General features: G+C 57.5%; 19 protein-coding genes. 15 read left to right on the top strand and 4 right to left on the bottom strand.

The window, feature by feature from the left end; genetic code table 11:
• Positions 1-54: 54 nt before the first annotated feature.
• Together AACS24_RS13465 and AACS24_RS13470 are read left to right on the top strand one after the other, a co-directional pair.
• Positions 55-432, top strand: a complete 378-nt coding sequence (locus tag AACS24_RS13465) for a VOC family protein (protein WP_108570993.1) — start codon at positions 55-57, stop codon at positions 430-432.
• Positions 433-512: 80 nt separating this feature from the next.
• Positions 513-1277, top strand: coding sequence for a GNAT family N-acetyltransferase (locus tag AACS24_RS13470; protein ID WP_108570994.1), 765 nt, complete (start codon positions 513-515; stop codon positions 1275-1277).
• A gap of 68 nt (positions 1278-1345) precedes the next feature.
• Here AACS24_RS13470 and gyrB read toward each other — a convergent pair whose 3' ends face one another.
• Genes gyrB through dnaA form a run of 4 tightly spaced genes read right to left on the bottom strand, consistent with a single transcriptional unit; the run spans position 1346 to position 7355 of the window.
• Entirely contained in the window at positions 1346-3757 is a 2412-nt protein-coding gene (gyrB, locus tag AACS24_RS13475) for a DNA topoisomerase (ATP-hydrolyzing) subunit B (protein WP_108570995.1), read from the bottom strand.
• Positions 3754-4857, bottom strand: a complete 1104-nt coding sequence (gene recF / locus AACS24_RS13480; RefSeq protein ID WP_108570996.1) for a DNA replication/repair protein RecF — start codon at positions 4855-4857, stop codon at positions 3754-3756. The genes gyrB and recF overlap by 4 nt, the downstream gene beginning before the upstream one ends.
• Before the next feature lie 2 nt (positions 4858-4859).
• Positions 4860-5963, bottom strand: coding sequence for a DNA polymerase III subunit beta (gene dnaN, locus AACS24_RS13485; RefSeq protein ID WP_108570997.1), 1104 nt, complete (start codon positions 5961-5963; stop codon positions 4860-4862).
• Between the two features lie 15 nt (positions 5964-5978).
• The gene (gene dnaA / locus AACS24_RS13490; protein WP_040098215.1) at positions 5979-7355 is read right to left on the bottom strand and encodes a chromosomal replication initiator protein DnaA; all 1377 of its coding nucleotides are present in this window, start codon (positions 7353-7355) and stop codon (positions 5979-5981) included.
• 311 nt (positions 7356-7666) lie between these two features.
• Here dnaA and AACS24_RS13495 point away from each other — a divergent pair, with 311 nt between their 5' ends.
• The 13 genes from AACS24_RS13495 (at position 7667) to AACS24_RS13555 (ending at position 19590) form a co-directional block, all read left to right on the top strand.
• A complete protein-coding gene (locus tag AACS24_RS13495) occupies positions 7667-8425 on the top strand; it encodes an amino acid ABC transporter substrate-binding protein (protein ID WP_033115252.1) in 759 nt (252 codons plus the stop codon).
• Positions 8426-9094 (top strand): amino acid ABC transporter permease, encoded by a 669-nt coding sequence (locus AACS24_RS13500; protein ID WP_108570998.1) that lies wholly within the window; start codon positions 8426-8428, stop codon positions 9092-9094.
• Positions 9095-9106: 12 nt separating this feature from the next.
• On the top strand, positions 9107-9841 hold the full coding sequence (locus tag AACS24_RS13505) for an amino acid ABC transporter ATP-binding protein (RefSeq protein ID WP_042031090.1): 735 nt from the start codon (positions 9107-9109) through the stop codon (positions 9839-9841).
• 270 nt (positions 9842-10111) lie between these two features.
• Positions 10112-10246, top strand: coding sequence for a 50S ribosomal protein L34 (rpmH, locus tag AACS24_RS13510; RefSeq protein WP_005307156.1), 135 nt, complete (start codon positions 10112-10114; stop codon positions 10244-10246).
• Positions 10246-10605, top strand: coding sequence for a ribonuclease P protein component (rnpA, locus tag AACS24_RS13515; RefSeq protein WP_005342318.1), 360 nt, complete (start codon positions 10246-10248; stop codon positions 10603-10605). The genes rpmH and rnpA overlap by 1 nt, the downstream gene beginning before the upstream one ends.
• Positions 10572-10820 carry a membrane protein insertion efficiency factor YidD gene (gene yidD, locus AACS24_RS13520; protein WP_010672280.1) on the top strand — a complete coding sequence of 83 codons (249 nt, stop codon included), beginning with the start codon at positions 10572-10574 and terminating at the stop codon, positions 10818-10820. Before rnpA ends, yidD begins: the two co-directional genes overlap by 34 nt.
• 5 nt (positions 10821-10825) lie before the next feature.
• Complete coding sequence (yidC, locus tag AACS24_RS13525; RefSeq protein WP_108570999.1) at positions 10826-12472, top strand: membrane protein insertase YidC; 1647 nt, start codon at positions 10826-10828, stop codon at positions 12470-12472.
• Between the two features lie 110 nt (positions 12473-12582).
• Positions 12583-13944, top strand: coding sequence for a tRNA uridine-5-carboxymethylaminomethyl(34) synthesis GTPase MnmE (mnmE, locus tag AACS24_RS13530; RefSeq protein WP_071914522.1), 1362 nt, complete (start codon positions 12583-12585; stop codon positions 13942-13944).
• Positions 13945-14359: 415 nt separating this feature from the next.
• Positions 14360-14809, top strand: coding sequence for an FMN-binding protein MioC (gene mioC, locus AACS24_RS13535; protein WP_108571000.1), 450 nt, complete (start codon positions 14360-14362; stop codon positions 14807-14809).
• Positions 14810-15317: 508 nt separating this feature from the next.
• On the top strand, positions 15318-17207 hold the full coding sequence (gene mnmG, locus AACS24_RS13540; RefSeq protein ID WP_071914509.1) for a tRNA uridine-5-carboxymethylaminomethyl(34) synthesis enzyme MnmG: 1890 nt from the start codon (positions 15318-15320) through the stop codon (positions 17205-17207).
• Positions 17208-17228: 21 nt separating this feature from the next.
• Positions 17229-17855: a 16S rRNA (guanine(527)-N(7))-methyltransferase RsmG gene (gene rsmG, locus AACS24_RS13545; RefSeq protein WP_108571025.1), complete on the top strand. Its 627-nt coding sequence runs from the start codon at positions 17229-17231 to the stop codon at positions 17853-17855.
• A gap of 26 nt (positions 17856-17881) precedes the next feature.
• Positions 17882-18685: a ParA family protein gene (locus tag AACS24_RS13550; protein WP_033115245.1), complete on the top strand. Its 804-nt coding sequence runs from the start codon at positions 17882-17884 to the stop codon at positions 18683-18685.
• Positions 18682-19590, top strand: coding sequence for a ParB/RepB/Spo0J family partition protein (locus AACS24_RS13555; RefSeq protein WP_042031087.1), 909 nt, complete (start codon positions 18682-18684; stop codon positions 19588-19590). The genes AACS24_RS13550 and AACS24_RS13555 overlap by 4 nt, the downstream gene beginning before the upstream one ends.
• The last annotated feature ends 142 nt before the right edge of the window (positions 19591-19732 follow it).

The raw sequence follows: 19732 nt of genomic DNA on the forward strand, positions 1-19732 counted from the left end.
CCATGCTGAGGGGGTCGGCGCCGATGCGCCATCTAACCAGCGAGGAGCATCACCATGTTAGTCCCCCAGTTCACCATCCTCTACGTTGCCAACCCGACCCGCAGCGCGCTCTTCTACCGCGAGCTGTTCGGGCGTGAACCGGTGGAGGAGTCACCTACCTTTGCCATGTTCGTATTCGAGTCAGGTGCCAGACTGGCGCTCTGGTCCAGCGCCACGGTCGAACCTGCCGTGACCCAAACGGCCGGAGCGATGGAGCTGGCCTTCGCCCTCCCCGATGATGATGCCGTCGATCGCCTATCTGCCGAGTGGCTGGCGCGCGGGCTCCCCCTGATCCAGGCTCCAACCAAGATGGAGTTTGGCTACACCTGCATGGCGCTTGATCCGGACGGCCATCGCCTGCGCCTTTACTGCCCGGCACCTGAGCTGAGGTAATCAGGCTCAATGTTCCACGTGGAACGTGCCCATCCCATCGGCTGTGTTATCATCTGCGCGCATCATTTTATGGATAAACAATGACCACTCGACATAATCCACTCAAACTGTATCAACCAGAGAACTGCACAGCCGATGAACTGAGCGAGAAGCAGCTGGCGCTTTTCGCCCTGCTGCAACTGCGTGAGCAGGAGTTTGGCTTCAACCCCAACGTCATCGTCCACTACCCGGAAGCCAGCTTTCTCGGTACTCCGCTCGATTATCTGGATCAGCTGATCGATGAACAGCGGCAGCAGGGCCACCTCATCAATGAAGTGGTGATACTAACCACGTATCAGGAGCTCTATTCCCCTCTCACCCAAAGCGGTTATCAGCACGAAGCTGTTCATATGCCCGCAGGCCCGGATCACACTGCAATCTTCAGATTGCATTGCGGTTCTCAGCCAACAGGCAAAACCCTCTACATCGAAGCCGTCAACGAGCAGGATCCCAAAATCCGGCCGACCTTTGTCTTGATGCTGCATGATGAGAATGGCGAGCTGCAGGGAGGTATGTCAGGGTCTATCTATTCCACAGACAATCGGCGATACGCCTATATCGGCACTGTGGTGGTGCAACCGGGACAGCCAGCGGGCACCGGTAGCCAGCTGGCCAACAGGGTGCTGGATTACCTGAAGCAGCAAAAGGTCTATGAGGTCAATCTCGGCACCCAGACCGCCGAGCCCTTCTATGCCAAGCTGGGGTTCAGGGTCATCCATCACATAGTGCCAGCGTTGCGTCATCGCACGGCTAGCGATGGCACCGTGCTACCCCACAACCTGGTCATCATGAGCAAAATACTCTGATAAAGCAGACTACAGATGTAAAAAAGCCGCTCTTGTGAGCGGCTTTTTATTGCAATCAGCGAGTCTGATTAGACGTCGAGGTTGGCTACGCGCAGGGCGTTGGTCTCGATAAAGTCGCGACGCGGCTCTACTGCGTCACCCATCAGGGTAGAAAAGAGCTGGTCGGCACCGACGGCGTCGTCGATAGTGACGCGCAGCATGCGGCGGGCTTCCGGATCCATGGTGGTTTCCCACAGCTGGTCCGGGTTCATCTCGCCCAAGCCTTTATAGCGCTGGATGTAGATACCGCGTTTGCCTTCGCCCATCAGCCACTCGACCGCTTCGACGAAGCTGGAGACCGGCTTCACCTTCTCGCCACGCTTGATGTAACCACCGTCCTCGATCAGGTTGGCGATCTCCTTGCCCAGCGAGACCAGCTGACGGTACTCGGAGGATTGCAGGAAGTCGTAGCTGATCGGGTATTCGCGGTCGACACCGTGCTGACGTACCACGGCGTGCGGCACGAACAGGCGGCGCTCTTCATCGCGGCGAACCTGCATCTGGTACTGGATGCCCTGGTTGCTTTCGTTGAGCACGGCTTCCATGCTCTGGCACCAGGCCAGCAGATCGCTCTCGCTGTTCAGCAGCGCTTCGTTCAGCTCCGGCTGATAGATCAGCTGGGTCAGTACCGCTTCCGGAGCACGACGAGACATGCGGGTAATCAGGTGAGTCACGGAGCGGTGCTGGTTGACCAGACGCTCCAGCGCCTCACCACCGATGGCCGGGGCAGACTCGTTGACGTGCAGGGTCGCACCATCCAGCGCCATGGCGGTCTGGTACTGCAGCAGCGCATCTTCGTCTTTCAGATACTGCTCCTGCTTACCCTTCTTCACCTTGTAGAGCGGCGGCTGGGCGATGTAGACGTAGCCACGCTCGATGATTTCCGGCATCTGACGATAGAAGAATGTCAGCAGCAGGGTTCGGATGTGCGCACCATCGACGTCCGCATCGGTCATGATGATGATGTTGTGATAACGCAGCTTGTCCGGGTTGTACTCGTCGCGACCGATACCGCAACCCAGTGCGGTGATCAGGGTGCCCACCTCTTGCGAGGAGATCATCTTGTCGAAACGGGCCTTCTCCACGTTCAGGATTTTGCCCTTGAGCGGCAGGATGGCCTGGTTTTTACGGTTGCGACCCTGCTTGGCGGAACCGCCAGCAGAGTCCCCTTCCACTATGTAGAGTTCGGAGAGCGCCGGGTCTTTTTCCTGACAGTCAGCCAGCTTGCCGGGCAGACCGGCGATATCCAGCGCGCCTTTGCGGCGGGTCAGTTCGCGGGCCTTGCGGGCTGCTTCACGGGCACGGGCCGCATCGATGATCTTGTTGACCACGATCTTGGCATCGCCCGGGTTTTCCAGCAGGAAGTCGGCCAGCTTCTCACCCATCGCCTGCTCGACAGCAGTCTTCACTTCGGAAGAGACCAGCTTGTCCTTGGTCTGGGAGGAGAACTTGGGATCCGGCACCTTGACGGAGATAACGGCAATCAGACCTTCACGCACGTCATCACCGCTGGCGGCAGATTTGGCCTTCTTGCTGTAGTCCTCTTTCTCCATGTAGGAGTTGAGGGTACGGGTCAGCGCGGTACGGAAACCAACGAGGTGAGTACCACCATCGCGCTGCGGAATGTTGTTGGTGAAGCAGTAGACCCCTTCCTGATAGGCGTCATTCCACTGCATCGCTACTTCCACACCGATGCCATCCTGTTCGGTGGTGAAGTGGAACACCTTCGGGTGGATCGGGGTTTTGTTCTGGTTCAGGTACTCAACGAACGCCTTGATACCACCTTCGTAGCAGAAGTGCGCCTCGCGGCCATCACGCTCATCCATCAGACGGATGGAAACGCCGGAGTTGAGGAAGGAGAGTTCGCGCAGACGCTTGGCCAGGATCTCGTAGTGGAACAGGGTGTCGCTGAAGATGGTCGGGCTCGGCCAGAAGCGTACTTCGGTACCGGTGCCAGTGCTGTCACCGATCTGCTTGAGCGGAGCCTGCGGCTCACCCAGATGATAGGTCTGTTCGTAGACGTGGCCGTTACGACGAATGGTCAGCAGCAGCTTGTCAGAGAGCGCGTTAACAACGGAGACGCCAACGCCGTGCAGACCACCGGAAACCTTGTAGGAGTTGTCATCGAACTTACCGCCAGCGTGCAGCACGGTCATGATGACTTCGGCAGCGGAGCGGCCCTCTTCCGGGTGAATATCGACCGGAATACCACGGCCGTTATCGCGCACGGAGACGGAGCCATCGGAATGGATCTTGACCTGAATATCGGAGCAGTAGCCAGCGAGCGCCTCGTCAATGGAGTTATCGACGACTTCGAACACCATGTGGTGCAGACCCGAGCCATCATCCGTATCGCCGATATACATCCCCGGGCGCTTGCGGACCGCATCCAGGCCCTTCAGCACCTTGATATTCGAGGAGTCGTAAGTATTTTCACTCATAGCTTACTCTCTGCCTTCTCTAACGTTTCGGAGATCTTGCCTTGTTCCACGTGGAACAACTTGCAGTCATTCGCATCCATCATGTCTGCGAGCTGACCGGTATCGATGGCGGTGATAAACACCTGGGACGCGCACTGCTTCAGCCTTGCGGCCAAGAGGCGACGCTTCTCGACATCCAGTTCGGAGGCAAAATCGTCAATTAAAAAAATACAGCCACGGCTGCTATGTTGATTCAAATAGAGCCCTTGGGCCAAGCGCATGGCACAAACCAGTAGCTTGAGCTGACCCCGGGACAAAATATCCTGAGCAGGCACCCCGTTCGCCTTGAGGCGCACATCGGCTTTCTGCGGACCGACACCGGTGTAGCCCAGCGCCCGATCCCGCTCAAACCCCGCCTCCAGCAATTCGTTGAGGGGAGTATCTTTCTCCCAGCCCCGGTAAAAACCAAGACTGATATCGAATTCCGGCAGAAAATCCGCCGTCATCTCCTTGATCAGGGGTGTAATGGCCTGACAATAACTGGCGCGAAAGCCTGCCAGTTCACCACCCAGCCGCACCAGCTCCTGATCCCAGAACGCCAGCTGGCGATATTGGGTGCTCTGGCGCAGCAGCGCATTGCGCTGTTTCAGCAGCCGCCGCACCCGTCCCCACAGGGCGAAGAAGGTGGGTTCCTGATGAAACACCCCCCAATCAAGCCAGGCCCGACGAGCCTGCGGCCCCCCGGTCAGCAGATTGAAGCCATCCGGATGGATGAGTTGCACCGGCAGCAGTTCGGCCAGATCGGCCAATCGCTGCGCCTGCGCCCCGGCAATCTTGAGCTGGGTCTCGCCACTCTTGTCCTTGGCAAGACCGATAGGCACCTGACGCCCCTCCAGTTCGCACTGGGCAAACAGGGTAAACGCCCTCTCCCCCTGGCGGATAACCCGCCCGGTCAGATGAGTGCGAAAGGAGCGCCCCAGACCAAGGTAGTGAATGGCTTCCAGCACGCTGGTCTTGCCGCTGCCATTGCACCCGACCAGAATATTGAGGCCGGGTGACAACGCGAGACTGGCTTGCTGGATATTGCGAAAGTCGCTGAGCTGGAGTTTGACCAGAGACACGACTAGATCCGCATCGGCATTACCACGTACTGAGCATCCTGATTTTCAAAATCCTCAATAATGGCGCTGCTGACGGAATCGCTCAGGCTAACCCGGATTTGCTCACATTTTAACGTATTCAGCACGTCCAGCACATAAGAGACGTTGAATCCGATCTCCATCTCGCCAGCAGCGTATTGTACGTCAAGCAGCTCTTCCGCTTCTTCCTGTTCCGGGTTGTTGGCGGTAATGCGCAGCAGGTTTTCCTGCAGATTGAGACGCACCCCACGGAATTTTTCGTTGGAGAGGATCGCCGCGCGGGCAAACGCCTGACGCAGATCCTCGCGACCGGCGATCAGAGCCTTGTCGCTGTTACGCGGAATGACGCGGCGCCAGTCCGGGAAACGGCCATCCACCAGCTTGGAGGTGAAGATGAAGCCGTCGAGGGCGGCACGCAGGTTGCTGCGACCGATCTGCAGTCGTACCGGCTTGTCTTCCGCTTCCAGCAGACGCACCAGCTCCAGCACCCCTTTACGCGGCAGGATAACCTGATGATCGGGCAGCGATTCCCCTACAACCTCACGGCGGCAGGTGGCCAGACGGTGACCGTCGGTCGCCACGGTACGCAGACCGTGACCTTCACTCTCGAACAGCATGCCGTTCAGGTAGTAACGCACGTCCTGGCTGGCCATGGAGAACTGGGTCGCATCGATCAGCTTCTTCAGCTCCAGCTGGCTGATATCGAACTCGAGCACGGACTCCCAATCCTCGATGTTCGGATACTCAGTCGCCGGCAGGGTCGACAGATTGAAACGGGAACGGCCAGAACGGATGATCAGGCGATCTCCTTCGGTGTTGAGGCGGATTTCAGCGCCTTCAGGCAGACCACGGCAGATGTCCAGCAGCTTGCGCGCCGGCACAGTGGTGCGACCATCTTCGCTGGAGCCATTCAGATAGACCTGACCGATCATCTCTACTTCGAGATCGGTACCGGTCAGCGACAGCAGACCGTTGCTGACATCAAGCAGCACATTGCCGAGGATCGGCAGGGTCGGTCGGCCACCCAGGGCACCGGACACCAGTTGCAGAGGACGTAACAGGGCCTCACGGCTAATTTCGAGCTGCATCTGTGCTCTCCGTTATCAGGAAGAAAGGGTACGGATCAGGTTGGAGTAGTCCTCCTTGATGTCGTGACTCTCCTCCTTCAGCTGCTCGATCTTGCGGCAGGCATGAAGAACGGTGGTATGGTCACGGCCACCAAAGGCATCACCTATCTCCGGCAAACTGTGATTGGTCAGCTCCTTGGCCAGTGCCATCGCCAGCTGGCGCGGGCGGGCCACGGAGCGGGAACGGCGCTTGGAGAGCAGATCCGCAAGCTTGATCTTGTAGTACTCCGCCACCGTCTTCTGGATATTGTCGATGGTGACCAGCTTCTCCTGCAACGCCAGCAGATCGCGCAGCGCTTCGCGTACGAAGTCGATGTTGATGGCGCGACCGGTGAAGTTGGCGTTGGCGATCACCCGGTTGAGGGCCCCTTCCAGTTCACGGACGTTGGAACGCAGCCGTTTGGCGATGAAGAAGGCCACTTCGTCCGGCAGGTGGATCTGGTTCTCGTCCGCCTTGCGCATCAGGATGGCGACGCGAGTCTCCAGCTCAGGAGGCTCGATCGCCACGGTCAGGCCCCAGCCGAAGCGGGACTTGAGGCGATCCTCGACACCGTTGATCTCTTTCGGATAGCGATCCGAGGTGAGGATGATCTGCTGGTTGCCTTCGAGCAAGGCGTTGAAGGTATGGAAGAACTCCTCCTGGGAGCGCTCCTTGTTGGCGAAGAACTGGATGTCATCGATGAGCAGGGCATCGACGCTGCGATAGTAACGCTTGAACTCTTCAATGGCGTTGTTTTGCAGCGCTTTCACCATGTCCTGCACGAACCGCTCGGAGTGCATATAGATGACTTTCGCATCTTTTTTGCTCTCCTTGATGGCATTGCCAACGGCGTGCAGCAGGTGGGTTTTACCCAAACCCGTACCGCCGTAGAGGAACAGCGGGTTGTAAGCACCACCCGGATTGTCCGCCACCTGACGGGCCGCCGCACGAGCCAACTGGTTGGACTTACCCTCGACGAAATTCTCGAAGGTATAGTTCACGTTGGTGTTGCTCTTGTGATTCGGCTCGGGCTTGGTTTCAGCCTTGCTTTCCCAGCTCTTCTGCAAGTTATTCACAGGCGCAGCACCCTGCGCCGGCGCTCTGCTTGCAGCGACGGTGACGGGGTGGGGACGATTGCCAATATCAAAACGCAGGGCGGGGCCATCGACCCCGCAAAGTTCGTTAATGATGCCGTTCACCCGGATGAGATACTTGTCTCGTACCCAGTCCAGAACGAAGCGATTCGGTGCATACAGGGTCAGAGTATTGTCACTCAACTCCGCTTGAAGCGGCCGGATCCACATGCTGAATTCTGCCGAGGGCAACTCATCTTGCAGCCGGTTAAGGCACTGCTGCCATAGCGAAGCAGTCACTCTAAACTCCTGTCGATTGATTAACTAAAGACCGGCTATTCTACGTTTTTAGCCGCCGGATCTCCAGCCGTGCCCCCACGGATCCAGCAAATAAGATCCTTGACTTTCAAGGATCCAGCGCCTCCGGATCATCTTTCATCCCCAAAGTTACCCACAGCTTGATCCACTGCTGCAACTGGCGGATCTCATGCTGCACTCCCGTTATTTCATATAACCAAATGTCATTTATTTTTTAAATTTTATTCCAATAACATCAGCGCCAAAGCAGTTATTACAACTACAAATACAAGACATTTAGAGAGAGAAACCCCATGAAAACTTCCATCAAGCTTATTTCCGGCGCAGCCATCCTGTTGGCCACCCTGTCTGGTCAGGCCATCGCCCAGGAAACCATCAAGGTCGGCATGTCCGGCAAGTACTTCCCGTTCACTTTCGTCAAGCAAGACAAGCTGCAGGGCTTTGAAGTGGATATGTGGAACCAGATCGGCGAGCGTACCGGCTACAAAGTCGAGTTCGTGACCGCCAGCTTCTCCGGGCTGTTCGGCATGCTGGAAACCGGCCGTGTCGATACCATATCCAACCAGATCACCATCACTGACGAGCGCAAGGCGAAGTACGACTTCTCCCAGCCCTACGTCTATGACGGCGCCCAGATCGTGGTCCGTCAGGGCAACAACACCATCCACGGCATCAAGGATCTGGAAGGCAAAAAGGTCGCGGTCAACCTGGGCTCCAACTTTGAAGAGCTGCTGCGCAAGAATGATCCGAACCACAAGATCGATATCCGCACCTATGACTCCGCCTTCGAGCAGGATGTCGCGCTGGGCCGCATCGACGCCTTCGTGATGGACCGCGTCTCCACCGCCCAGCTGATCAAGGAGTCCAAGCTGCCGCTGCAACAGGCTGGCGCACCGTTCGAGACGATCGAGAACGCCCTGCCCTTCCTGAAGACCCCGGAGAAGCAGGCGCTGCTGAAGAAGGTCGATGAAGCGCTGACCGCCATGCGCAAGGATGGCTCCCTGCGTCAAATCTCCGAGAAATGGTTCGCGTCCGACATCACCGACAAATAAATGATGCACTTCGATATCGAGTACACCTTGGGGCTGTTTCCCATCCTGCTCAAATATCTGGGCACCACGATGGAGATGGCCCTGTGGGGATTCGCGTTGGCACTCGTACTGTCGCTGGCCCTGGCGATAGTACGGGTCTTTCGCATCCCCGTGATCCACTGGCTGGCGATGCTCTATATCTCGTTCTTTCGGGGTACACCGCTGCTCGTCCAGCTGTTTCTGCTCTATTACGGGCTACCGCAACTGTTCCACATATTTTCCGGGATGGATGCCTTTACCGCTGCCATCATAGGTTTGACCCTCCACTTTGCCGCCTACATGGCCGAGTCGATCAGGGCGTCGATCCTGGGTATTCACAAAAGCCAGATGGAAGCAGCGCTCAGCATCGGCATGAGCCGGCTGCAGGCAATGCAACGGATCATCTTGCCGCAGGCGGCACGCATCGCCACCCCGTCGCTGATGAACTACTTCATCGACATGATCAAAAGCACCTCGCTGGCCTTTACCCTGGGTGTGGCCGAGATCATGGGCAAGGCACAGATGGAAGCCTCTTCCTCCTTCAAGTTCTTCGAGAGCTTCATGGCGGTGGCGCTCATCTATTGGGTGGTGGTCATCTTCTTCACCCGCTTGCAGCACCTGCTGGAAATTCGTCTCAACCGTGCCTATTAAAGGAGGGCTCTCATGATCAAGCTAACCGGCCTCTCCAAGGCATATCACGGCAATCAGGTGCTCAACGGCATCGATCTCGAGGTAAAGAAGGGGGAGATAGTGGTCATTATCGGCCCCTCCGGCACCGGCAAATCGACCCTGCTGCGCTGCCTGAACCTGCTGGAGACCCCGGATGCGGGTTCGCTTGCCATCGACGATCTGCAGCTCAATCTGGCAAATGCCAGCGAGCAGCAGGCCATCGAGCTGCGCAAGCGCGCCTCCTTCGTATTCCAGAACTACGCCCTGTTTGCCAACAAGACGGCGCTGGACAACATCGCTGAAGGGTTGATCACCGTCTGGAAACAGCCGAAGGCGGAAGCTCGTGCTACCGCCCTCGGCATCCTGGAGGACATTGGTCTTGCCGACAAGCGGGACGCCTATCCGGCCTCACTGTCGGGCGGCCAGCAGCAACGGGTCGGCATCGGCCGCGCCATGGCGGCCCACTCCAAGGTAATCCTGTTTGACGAGCCCACCTCGGCGCTCGATCCGGAGTGGGTCGATGAAGTGCTCGGGCTGATGAAAAAGCTGGCTAGCCAGCACCAGACCATGGTGGTGGTAACCCACGAGATTGAATTCGCACGGGATGTGGCCGATAGGGTGATCTTCATGGAAGGTGGCCGGATCGTGGAGCAGGGCCCGCCGGATCAGATATTGGTCGATCCCAAGGATCCCCGTACCCGGGAGTTCTTGCGGAAAGTCCTTAAATAGCTCTCTCTTTGGCGGCCTGGCCGCCTTTTTTATTGAGGGATCCCTTGTTTAACACCGGGTTGCCAGTATAATCCGGAGCCCTCGATCCTCTGGATCCTCACGCTCGGCAGTGGCCTTTTCAAGACCACCGCAGGATGAGAGGGAACGGCGGATTGACTAAAAGCCGAACTCTGTTTAGAATTCGGCCTCTTTTGCTAGTCGTCACACGCTATAGCTGGCGCGTCGGCTAAGTGTGACAATCAAAACTGTACAGTAATACGGAATCGAATCATGAAACGTACTTTTCAACCGTCCAACCTGAAGCGCAAGCGCTCTCACGGTTTCCGCGCCCGCATGGCAACTGCCAACGGTCGTAAAGTTCTGGCCGCTCGTCGTGCCAAGGGTCGTGCCCGCCTGGTAGTCTAATGCCTACCCAGCACACCTTCTCTCGGGAGTTACGTCTGTTAACTCCCGAACACTTCAAACGCGTTTTCGCCGAGCCTGTCCGGGCCGCCTCTCCGCAGATTACTCTTCTCGCCTCTCCCAATTCGCTCGAACACCCTCGTCTTGGTCTCGCTGTGCCCAAAAAAGCACTCAAGCGTGCCGTCTGGCGTAACCGTGTCAAACGGGTGGTTCGGGAAAGTTTCCGCCTCAAACAACATCAGCTGCCCGCTATCGACATCGTGGTGATCGCCAAGGCCGGTGTGAAAGAGATGGATAACGAGGAACTGTTCAAGTTACTGGAAAAGCTATGGCGCACTCTGTCACGCCGTTGCAATGGGTAGCTATCAAACTGATACGTCTGTATCAGCTAATCATTAGTCCCCTGCTGGGGCCGCGCTGCCGTTTTACCCCGACTTGTTCCCAATTTGCGATAGAAGCAATCCGACTTCACGGTTTCATAAAAGGCGTTTGGTTAGCCAGCAAACGTCTATTAAAATGCCATCCCTTATCCGAGGGTGGTTATGACCCGGTTCCGCAACCAAAGCGAAGAAACTGAAGACTATGGAATCACAACGCAATCTACTCCTGATCGGTTTGCTGTTCGTGAGCTTTTTGCTCTGGCAACAGTGGGAGTCCGACAAGGCTCCCAAGCCGGCCCCGACTACCGTGGCCCAAACCGAACATTTCGTACCTGAAGCCGGTCAATCCGGTGATATTCCTCAGGTTTCCGAGCAAGCCAATGCGACTGCCGCACGCAAGCTGATCACCGTCTCCTCTGACGTGCTCAAGCTGACTCTGGATACCCAGGGTGGCGACATCGTCTCTGCTGAACTGCTGGCCCACAAGCTGGAAGAAGGCAAGGATCAACCGTTCGTACTGCTGACCAGCCAGCCTGAGCATCTCTATGTTGCCCAGAGCGGTCTGGTTGGTCGCGATGGTCCTGACAGCCAGGCCCAGGGTCGTCCCACCTATGAAGCCGCCCAGACCAGCTACCAGCTGGCCGATGGTCAGGATCAAGTCGTCGTACCGATGACCTGGACCGACAGCAAGGGCGTTGTCTTCACCAAGGAGTTCATCCTCAAGCGTGGTGACTATGCCGTTGGCGTCGACTACAAGATCGACAACAAATCCGCCGAGCCGGTACAGGTGCAGTTCTACGGTCAGCTGAAGCAGACTGTAGCAACTCCTAAAGACCAGCAAGGCCATGCCATGGTAGCCAGTGCTTACCGCGGCGGTGCCTTCTCCACTGAAGATACCCGCTACAAGAAGTACACCTTCGACGAGATGAAGGATGCCGACCTGAGCAAGACCACCAAGGGTGGTTGGGTCGCCATGCTGCAACACTACTTCGTCTCTGCTTGGGCTCCGAACGCAAACGATACCAACAGCTTCTACAGCCGAGTGATCCCGGGCAAAGGCCAGGCCATCATCGGTTACAAGGCGCCGCTGGTTGACGTGGCTGCCGGTCAACAGGCCGAAGTGACCAGCAAACTGTGGGTTGGTCCCAAGCTGCAAGACCAGATGGCCAAGGTGGCAAACCACCTCGACCTGACCGTCGATTACGGCTGGCTGTGGTTCATCGCCCAACCGCTGCACTGGCTGCTGACCGTGTTCCACGGCTTCGTCCAGAACTGGGGTGTGGCCATCATCATGCTGACCCTGCTGGTGCGCGGCATCATGTTCCCGCTGACCAAGGCCCAGTACACCTCCATGGCCAAGATGCGCATGCTGCAACCCAAGATTGCGGCCCTGCGCGAGCGCTTCGGCGACGATCGCCAGAAGATGTCTCAGGGCATGATGGAGCTGTACAAGAAGGAGAAGGTCAATCCGCTCGGTGGCTGTCTGCCGATCCTGGTTCAGATGCCCATCTTCATTGCCCTCTACTGGGCACTGATGGAGTCTGTTGAGCTGCGCCACGCGCCGTTCGCCCTGTGGATCACCGACCTGTCAGTGAAGGACCCCTTCTTCGTGCTGCCAATCCTCATGGGTGCTTCCATGTGGTATCTGCAGAAGATGAGCCCGACCACCATTACCGACCCGATGCAGCAGAAAGTGATGCAGTTCATGCCGATCATCTTCACTTTCATGTTCCTCTGGTTCCCGGCTGGTCTGACTCTCTACTGGCTGGTGAGCAACGTTATCTCCATCACCCAGCAGACCATCATCTATCGTCAGCTGGAGAAGAAAGGCCTGCACACTCGTAACTGATGCGCAGCTAATCTTCCCGTGATGACAAAAGAGGCGGCCTTCGGGCCGCCTTTTTTATTACAATGTCTCCCACTACGTTTTCCTATCAGCGAACAAACGAGCCAAGCAAGATGACTACAGATACGATCGTGGCCCAGGCCACCGCCCCCGGCCGTGGTGGCGTCGGCATAGTCCGGGTATCCGGCCCCGCCGCCGAACAGGTTGCCGAGATAGTGCTCGGCAAGTGCCCGCGGGTACGCTACGCCGAATATCTGCCGTTCAGGGATGAGCAAGGCGAAGTACTGGATCAGGGCATCGCCCTGCTGTTCAAGGCCCCCAACAGCTTCACGGGCGAAGATGTGCTGGAGCTGCAGGGCCATGGCGGCCCCGTCATCATGGACATGCTGATCCGCCGCATTCTGCAAATTGAAGGGATCCGCCCTGCCCGCCCCGGCGAGTTCAGCGAGCGCGCCTTCATCAACGACAAGCTGGATCTGGCCCAGGCCGAGGCGATTGCCGACCTTATCGAAGCCTCCAGCGAACAGGCTGCCCGCAGCGCCATGCACTCCCTGCAGGGGCAGTTCTCCAGCAAGATCCAGCAGCTGGTGGAAAACCTGACCCGGCTGCGCATCTATGTGGAAGCGGCCATCGACTTCCCGGACGAGGAGATCGACTTCTTATCTGATGGCAAGGTGGCGGGCGACCTCTACGCCATCATGTCCGAGCTGGACGACGTGCGTGGTGAAGCCAAGCAGGGCGCACTGCTGCGGGAAGGGATGAAGGTGGTGATCGCCGGTCGTCCCAACGCCGGCAAATCGAGCCTACTCAACGCTCTGGCAGGCCGTGAGTCAGCCATCGTCACCGAGATTGCCGGTACCACCCGCGACGTGTTGCGCGAGCATATCCATCTCGATGGCATGCCGCTGCACATCATCGACACCGCCGGCCTGCGCGACACCCAGGACAAGGTGGAGCAGATCGGTATCGAACGCGCCTGGGCCGAGATTGAACAGGCAGATCGGGTGCTGTTTATGGTGGATGGCACCACCACAGACGCGGTCGACCCGCGGGAGATCTGGCCGGAATTTGTTGATCGGTTGCCAAAAAACATCGGCCTCACCGTGATTCGCAACAAGGCCGACCTGACTGGCGAAGATCTGGCACCGAGCCAGGAGCAGGGCCACGCCGTCTACCGCATCTCCGCCAAGACCGAGCTGGGGCTGCCCGCCCTGCGCGAGCACCTGAAGGCCTGCATGGGCTTCCAGGGCAACACCGAAGGGGGCTTTATGGCCCGCCGCCGCCATCTGGATGCACTGGAGCGCGCCGCCGAGCGCCTGCTGGTGGCCAAAGAGCAGCTGGAAGTGTTTGTGGCTGGCGAACTGGTCGCCGAAGAGCTGCGCCTCGCGCAGGAGTCGCTCTCCGAGATCACCGGCGAATTCAGCTCCGACGATCTGCTGGGTCGCATCTTCTCCAGCTTCTGCATCGGGAAGTAAGTCAATTCGGCAGACAATAAAAAGCCCGGGTTCATCCCGGGCTTTTTATTGCGCGTTTTTCATCCACCAACCTAGAGGCGGCGCAGACACCACATGAAGTAAGCACCTCCTTACTGCTGCTTTATATCGTGCAATAAAGGAAAATCCCCACCATTTCACATGCTCAAGCACTTGATGAAAAGGAAGTAGAAAGAGCACAGCCGCCTTAAAATGCCATCGGGAATGGCCCCCAAGTATCCTGACAAGCCTCTTTTATTTCATCCGCTCAACAGCACCACCCAGCTGGCCTCACAGAGACAAGATCCACTGCTATCTCTGAGTGGATCCATTATCCCCAAGCTTTATCCATATTTATCCACATCCTTTGGAGTTAGAATCCGGCTTCGCCTCTTTTCTCTGAATCAGGATCCATTCCATGGCAAAACTCAATATCGTCGTCGGTTCCATGCTGGGGGCCGCCGAATATGTCGCCGATCATGTGGCCAATCTACTGGAACAGGCGGGTCACCAGACCCGGATCCACAACCCTGCCTCGCTGACCGAGGTACTGGATGAGCCCGGATCCATCCTGCTGGTGGTCACTTCCACCCATGGTGCAGGAGATATACCGGACAACCTGCAGCCCTTCGCCAAGGATCTTGCCGAGCAGCATCCGGATCTTAACTCACTGAAATATGGAGTGATCGCTCTTGGTGACAGCAGTTATGACACCTTCTGTCAGGGCGGCAAGACGTTGGATCGGCTGCTGGCCGAGTGCGGTGCCAGCCGGATCGGCGAACGGCTCGATATCGATGTAACCCGTTACGAGATACCGGAAGATGCAGCAGAAGCCTGGATCCATAACTGGATGACCATGATCGCCTGATCACTCACGGGAGATCCGCAATAAAAGTGCGATCTCCCGACTTATCCCCAGATCGGCTATCCACCAGGTTATTAACAGCTGGATCTTGCCAAGTTGTTCTACACGGTTACCCACAGCAATCCATATAAATGTGCATAACTACAGGTTTAACCTCTGTAAAACCTATAGTTATCCTATGAATGAGATCTTGTGCAGGTTTGCGCTGTGCATAAAAGTCAGGGTTGTCCCATGGTTCAAGGAGCCAGGATCCAAGCTTTTCCACAAGCTGGGATCGCCTTTAACTGAATGATCTTTATGATCAAAAAGTGCTTATCAACAGATCTTGCTGATCCTAATAAAAGATCCAGTAAAAGATCGATCTAAAGATCCTTAAGATCTATTTAGTGGATCCTCTCTTCATACTGAACGTTAAGTAGACGTTCCCCTCAGGGCGTGAAACAGATAGAATGTTCCGCCTTTTAGCCCAGGCAAATACAGATCTTCAGGCGTGCAGATCAAGGTGATCCCAATGCAATACCATGAACAATTTGATGTGATCGTCGTCGGTGGCGGTCATGCCGGAACCGAAGCAGCAACAGCGGCAGCCCGTATGGGCATGAATACCCTGTTGCTGACCCACAATATCGATACGCTGGGGCATATGTCCTGCAACCCGGCGATCGGCGGGATCGGCAAGGGACACCTGGTCAAGGAAGTTGACGCTCTCGGCGGGATCATGGCTCGTGCCATCGATCTTGGCGGGATCCAGTTCCGCACTCTCAACTCATCCAAAGGGCCGGCAGTACGCGCTACCCGCGCTCAGGCAGATCGCCTGCTTTACAAGGCTGTCGTGCGCCAGATGCTGGAGAACTACCCCAACCTGAAGATCTTCCAGCAGGCCTGTGACGATCTCATCATGGATGGGGATCGTGTTGCCGGTGTGGTGACCCAGAGCGGGATCCGCATTAGCGGCAAGACTGTGGTATTGACCGTAGGCACCTTCCTGAATGGTTTGATCCATATCGGGATGGAGAACTACAAGGGCGGCCGTGCCGGGGATCCTCCCTCGATCGCCCTCGCCCAGCGCCTGCGCGAACTGCCGCTGCGCATCGATCGCCTCAAGACCGGCACTCCGCCCCGCATCGATGCCCGCAGCGTCGATTTCTCCGTAATGCAGGAGCAGCACGGTGACGACCCGCGTCCGGTATTCTCTTTCATCGGTGATGCCAGCCAGCATCCCCGTCAGGTGCCTTGCTACGTTACCCATACCAACGAGCGCACCCACGATGTGATCCGCAATAACCTGGATCGCAGCCCCATGTACGCCGGGGTGATCGAAGGGATTGGCCCGCGCTACTGCCCGTCGATCGAGGACAAGATCACCCGCTTTGCCGACAAGACTGCGCACCAGATCTTCGTCGAGCCGGAAGGCCTGACCACCCATGAGCTTTACCCGAACGGGATCTCCACCAGCTTGCCGTTTGACGTGCAGGTGCAGATCGTTCGCTCCGTGCGTGGCTTCGAGAATGCCCACATCACCCGCCCGGGTTATGCCATCGAGTACGATTTCTTCGATCCGCGGGATCTCAAGGCCAACATGGAGAGCAAGTGCATTCCAAACCTGTTCTTCGCTGGCCAGATCAACGGGACGACCGGTTACGAAGAGGCGGCAGCACAAGGCCTGATGGCCGGTCTGAACGCAGCCCTGCGTGCGCAGGACAAGGATCCCTGGAACCCTCGCCGGGATCAGGCCTACATGGGCGTGATGATGGACGACCTCTCCACCCTGGGTACCCGTGAACCCTATCGCATGTTCACCAGCCGTGCCGAATATCGTCTGCTGCTGCGTGAAGACAACGCCGATATCCGCCTGACCACCATCGGTCGCGAGCTGGGTCTGGTGGATGACGAGCGCTGGAGCAAGTTCAACGCCAAGATGGAGCAGGTAGAGCTGGAGCGTCAGCGTATGCGCTCGACCTGGATCCACCCGCAGCATCCGTCGCTGGAGGCGGTCAACGCCCTGGTCAACACCCCGCTGACGCGCGAACAGAGCCTGGAAGAGCTGCTGCGTCGTCCGGAAGTGACCTACGATGCCCTGATGACCATCGAAGGGATCGGCCCCGCCGTGGCGGATCCTGCCGCTGCCGAGCAGGTGGAAATCCAGATCAAGTACGCCGGTTACATCGATCGTCAGCAGGACGAAGTGGAGAAGCAGCTGCGCAACGAGAACACCCTGTTGCCGCTGGATCTCGACTATCGCGATGTGAATGGCCTCTCCAACGAGGTGAAAGCCAAGCTCAACGATGCCAAGCCGCAGACCATTGGCCAGGCTTCCCGCATCTCCGGCATCACCCCGGCGGCCATCTCCATTCTGTTGGTGCACCTGAAAAAACACGGCCTGCTGCGTAAAACCGCCTGAGGATTCTTACCGTTGGAAAATATGCTGGAAAGATTGAACGGCCTGCTCATGCAGGCCGGAATTGTTATCACCGATACCCAAAAGAGCCAACTGGTGCAGCTGGTCGAGTTGCTGCACAAGTGGAACAAGGCTTACAATCTCACCTCGGTTCGTGATCCGGACGCCATGCTGGTCAAGCATATCCTCGACAGTCTGGTGGTAAGCCCCCACTTGCACGGGGAGCGTTTCATCGATGTGGGGACCGGTCCCGGCTTGCCTGGACTGCCGCTGGCCATCATCAACCCGGACAAGCAGTTCGTTCTGCTGGACAGTCTGGGCAAACGGATCAACTTCATCCGCCAGGTCATTCTGGAGCTGGGGTTGACCAATGTGACGCCGGTCAAATCCCGGGTGGAAGAGTATCAACCCGAAGTCGGGTTTGATGGTGTACTCAGCAGAGCGTTCGCTTCGCTGGAGGACATGCTGAGCTGGTGTCACCACCTGCCGTCAGAACAGGGCAGCTTCCTCGCACTCAAGGGACAATATCCCGCAGAGGAGCTGGCCCAGTTGCCTGCCAATATCCGTCTGGTAGCCTGTCATGAGTTGCGGGTGCCAGAGCTGGAAGGCGAACGTCATCTGCTGGAATTCAAACATATCCAGCCCGAATAGGGTCGCAGTTTCATTTAGGGGATAGTGTGGGAAAAGTCATTGCCATAGCCAACCAGAAGGGTGGAGTGGGTAAAACCACCACCTGTGTGAACCTGGCCGCCTCCATGGCCGCCACCCGGCGCAAGGTGCTGGTGATCGATCTGGATCCGCAGGGCAATGCCACCATGGGCAGCGGCGTCGACAAGTACGAAGTCGAGCGCACCGCCTATGAGCTGCTGATCGAAGATGCCCCCATCAGCGAGGTGATCATCCCCGAAACTTCCGGTGGCTATCACCTGATCGCCGCCAACGCCGACGTGACCGCGGCCGAAATCCGCCTGATGGAGTTTTTCGCCCGCGAGATCCGCCTGCGCAATGCGCTGGCCTCGGTGCGGGACAAGTACGACTACGTCTTCATCGACTGTCCCCCTTCCCTCAACATGCTGACCGTGAATGCCATGGCCGCCGCCGACTCCGTGCTGGTGCCCATGCAGTGTGAATACTATGCGCTGGAGGGGCTCACCGCCCTGGTCGACACCATCAGCAAGCTGGCCGCTGTGGTCAATCCCGATCTCAAGATCGAAGGGGTGCTGCGTACCATGTACGATCATCGCAACCGGCTGGCCAATGATGTGTCCGATCAGCTAAAACAGCACTTCGGCGACAAGGTCTACCGCACCATCATTCCCCGCAACGTCAGACTGGCGGAGGCGCCGAGTTTCGGTGCGCCGGCCATGCACTATGACAAATCATCGGTGGGCGCCAAGGCCTACCTGGCTCTGGCTGGCGAGATCCTGCGTCGCCAGGAGCAGGAACGTCAGGCGACCATCGCAGACCGAGAGAGCGTATGACTCCGAAAAAACGTGGACTGGGCAAGGGGCTGGATGCTCTGCTCAGTACCAGCACGGCTGCCCGCCAGAAACAGGTGATGAGCGATCAACGTACCGAGCAGGCTATGGCCCCGACCAATCAGGGTGAGCTGCGCAAGCTGCCGGTTGAGTGGCTGCACTCGGGCAAATACCAGCCGCGCAAGGACATGTCGCAGGATGCGCTGGAAGAACTGGCCAACTCCATCCGCGCCCAGGGGGTGATCCAGCCCATCGTGGTGCGCCCGGTCGCCGAACACTCTTTTGAAATCATCGCTGGTGAGCGGCGCTGGCGCGCGTCCCAGCTGGCCCGGCTCGAGGTGGTACCCTGCATCGTCAAGGATGTACCTGACGAAGCGGCGGTGGCCATCGCGCTGATTGAGAACATCCAGCGTGAAGATCTCAATGCCATCGAAGAGGCGGTCGCCCTGCAGCGACTGCTGACCGAATTTGAACTCACCCACCAGCAGGTGGCCGAGGCGGTGGGCAAGTCCCGCACCACGGTGACCAACCTGTTGCGTCTCAACCAGCTCAACGATGACGTGAAGCGTTTCGTCGAGCATGGCGATCTCGACATGGGCCACGCCCGTGCCCTGCTGGCCCTGAGTGGCCAGGCCCAGTCCGAACTGGCCAAGTTGGTTGCCCAGAAAGGGCTGACTGTGCGTGATACCGAAAAACTGGTGCAAAAGGCGCTGGAGCCGGCAAAAGCCAGGGTCGAGCCGGTTCGCGATCCCCAGTTCGGTTACCTGGAGCGCCAGCTGGCTGAAAAAATTGGCAATCAGGTACAACTTCAGCCTGGCAAGCGGGATAGCGGAAAGTTAGTAATTAGTTACGAGAACTTGTCCGATTTGGACCGCATATTGGGCTATTTTGGCGTGTCGGAATCGTGATTTTTACGCTTTTTGTAGTAATAAAACATCCATTCCTTTTGATATGGGCATAACCCTGATTTTGCGCTGAAAGCCGCAAAAATTAAGGATTTTTGTCATATTGCAATAGTGGCCCTCAAGGGTATAATTTGACCGGCTTTTA

This window comes from Aeromonas sp. HMWF016 (assembly GCF_963878195.1).
In the GTDB taxonomy this organism is placed as follows: Bacteria; Pseudomonadota; Gammaproteobacteria; order Enterobacterales; family Aeromonadaceae; genus Aeromonas; species Aeromonas lacus.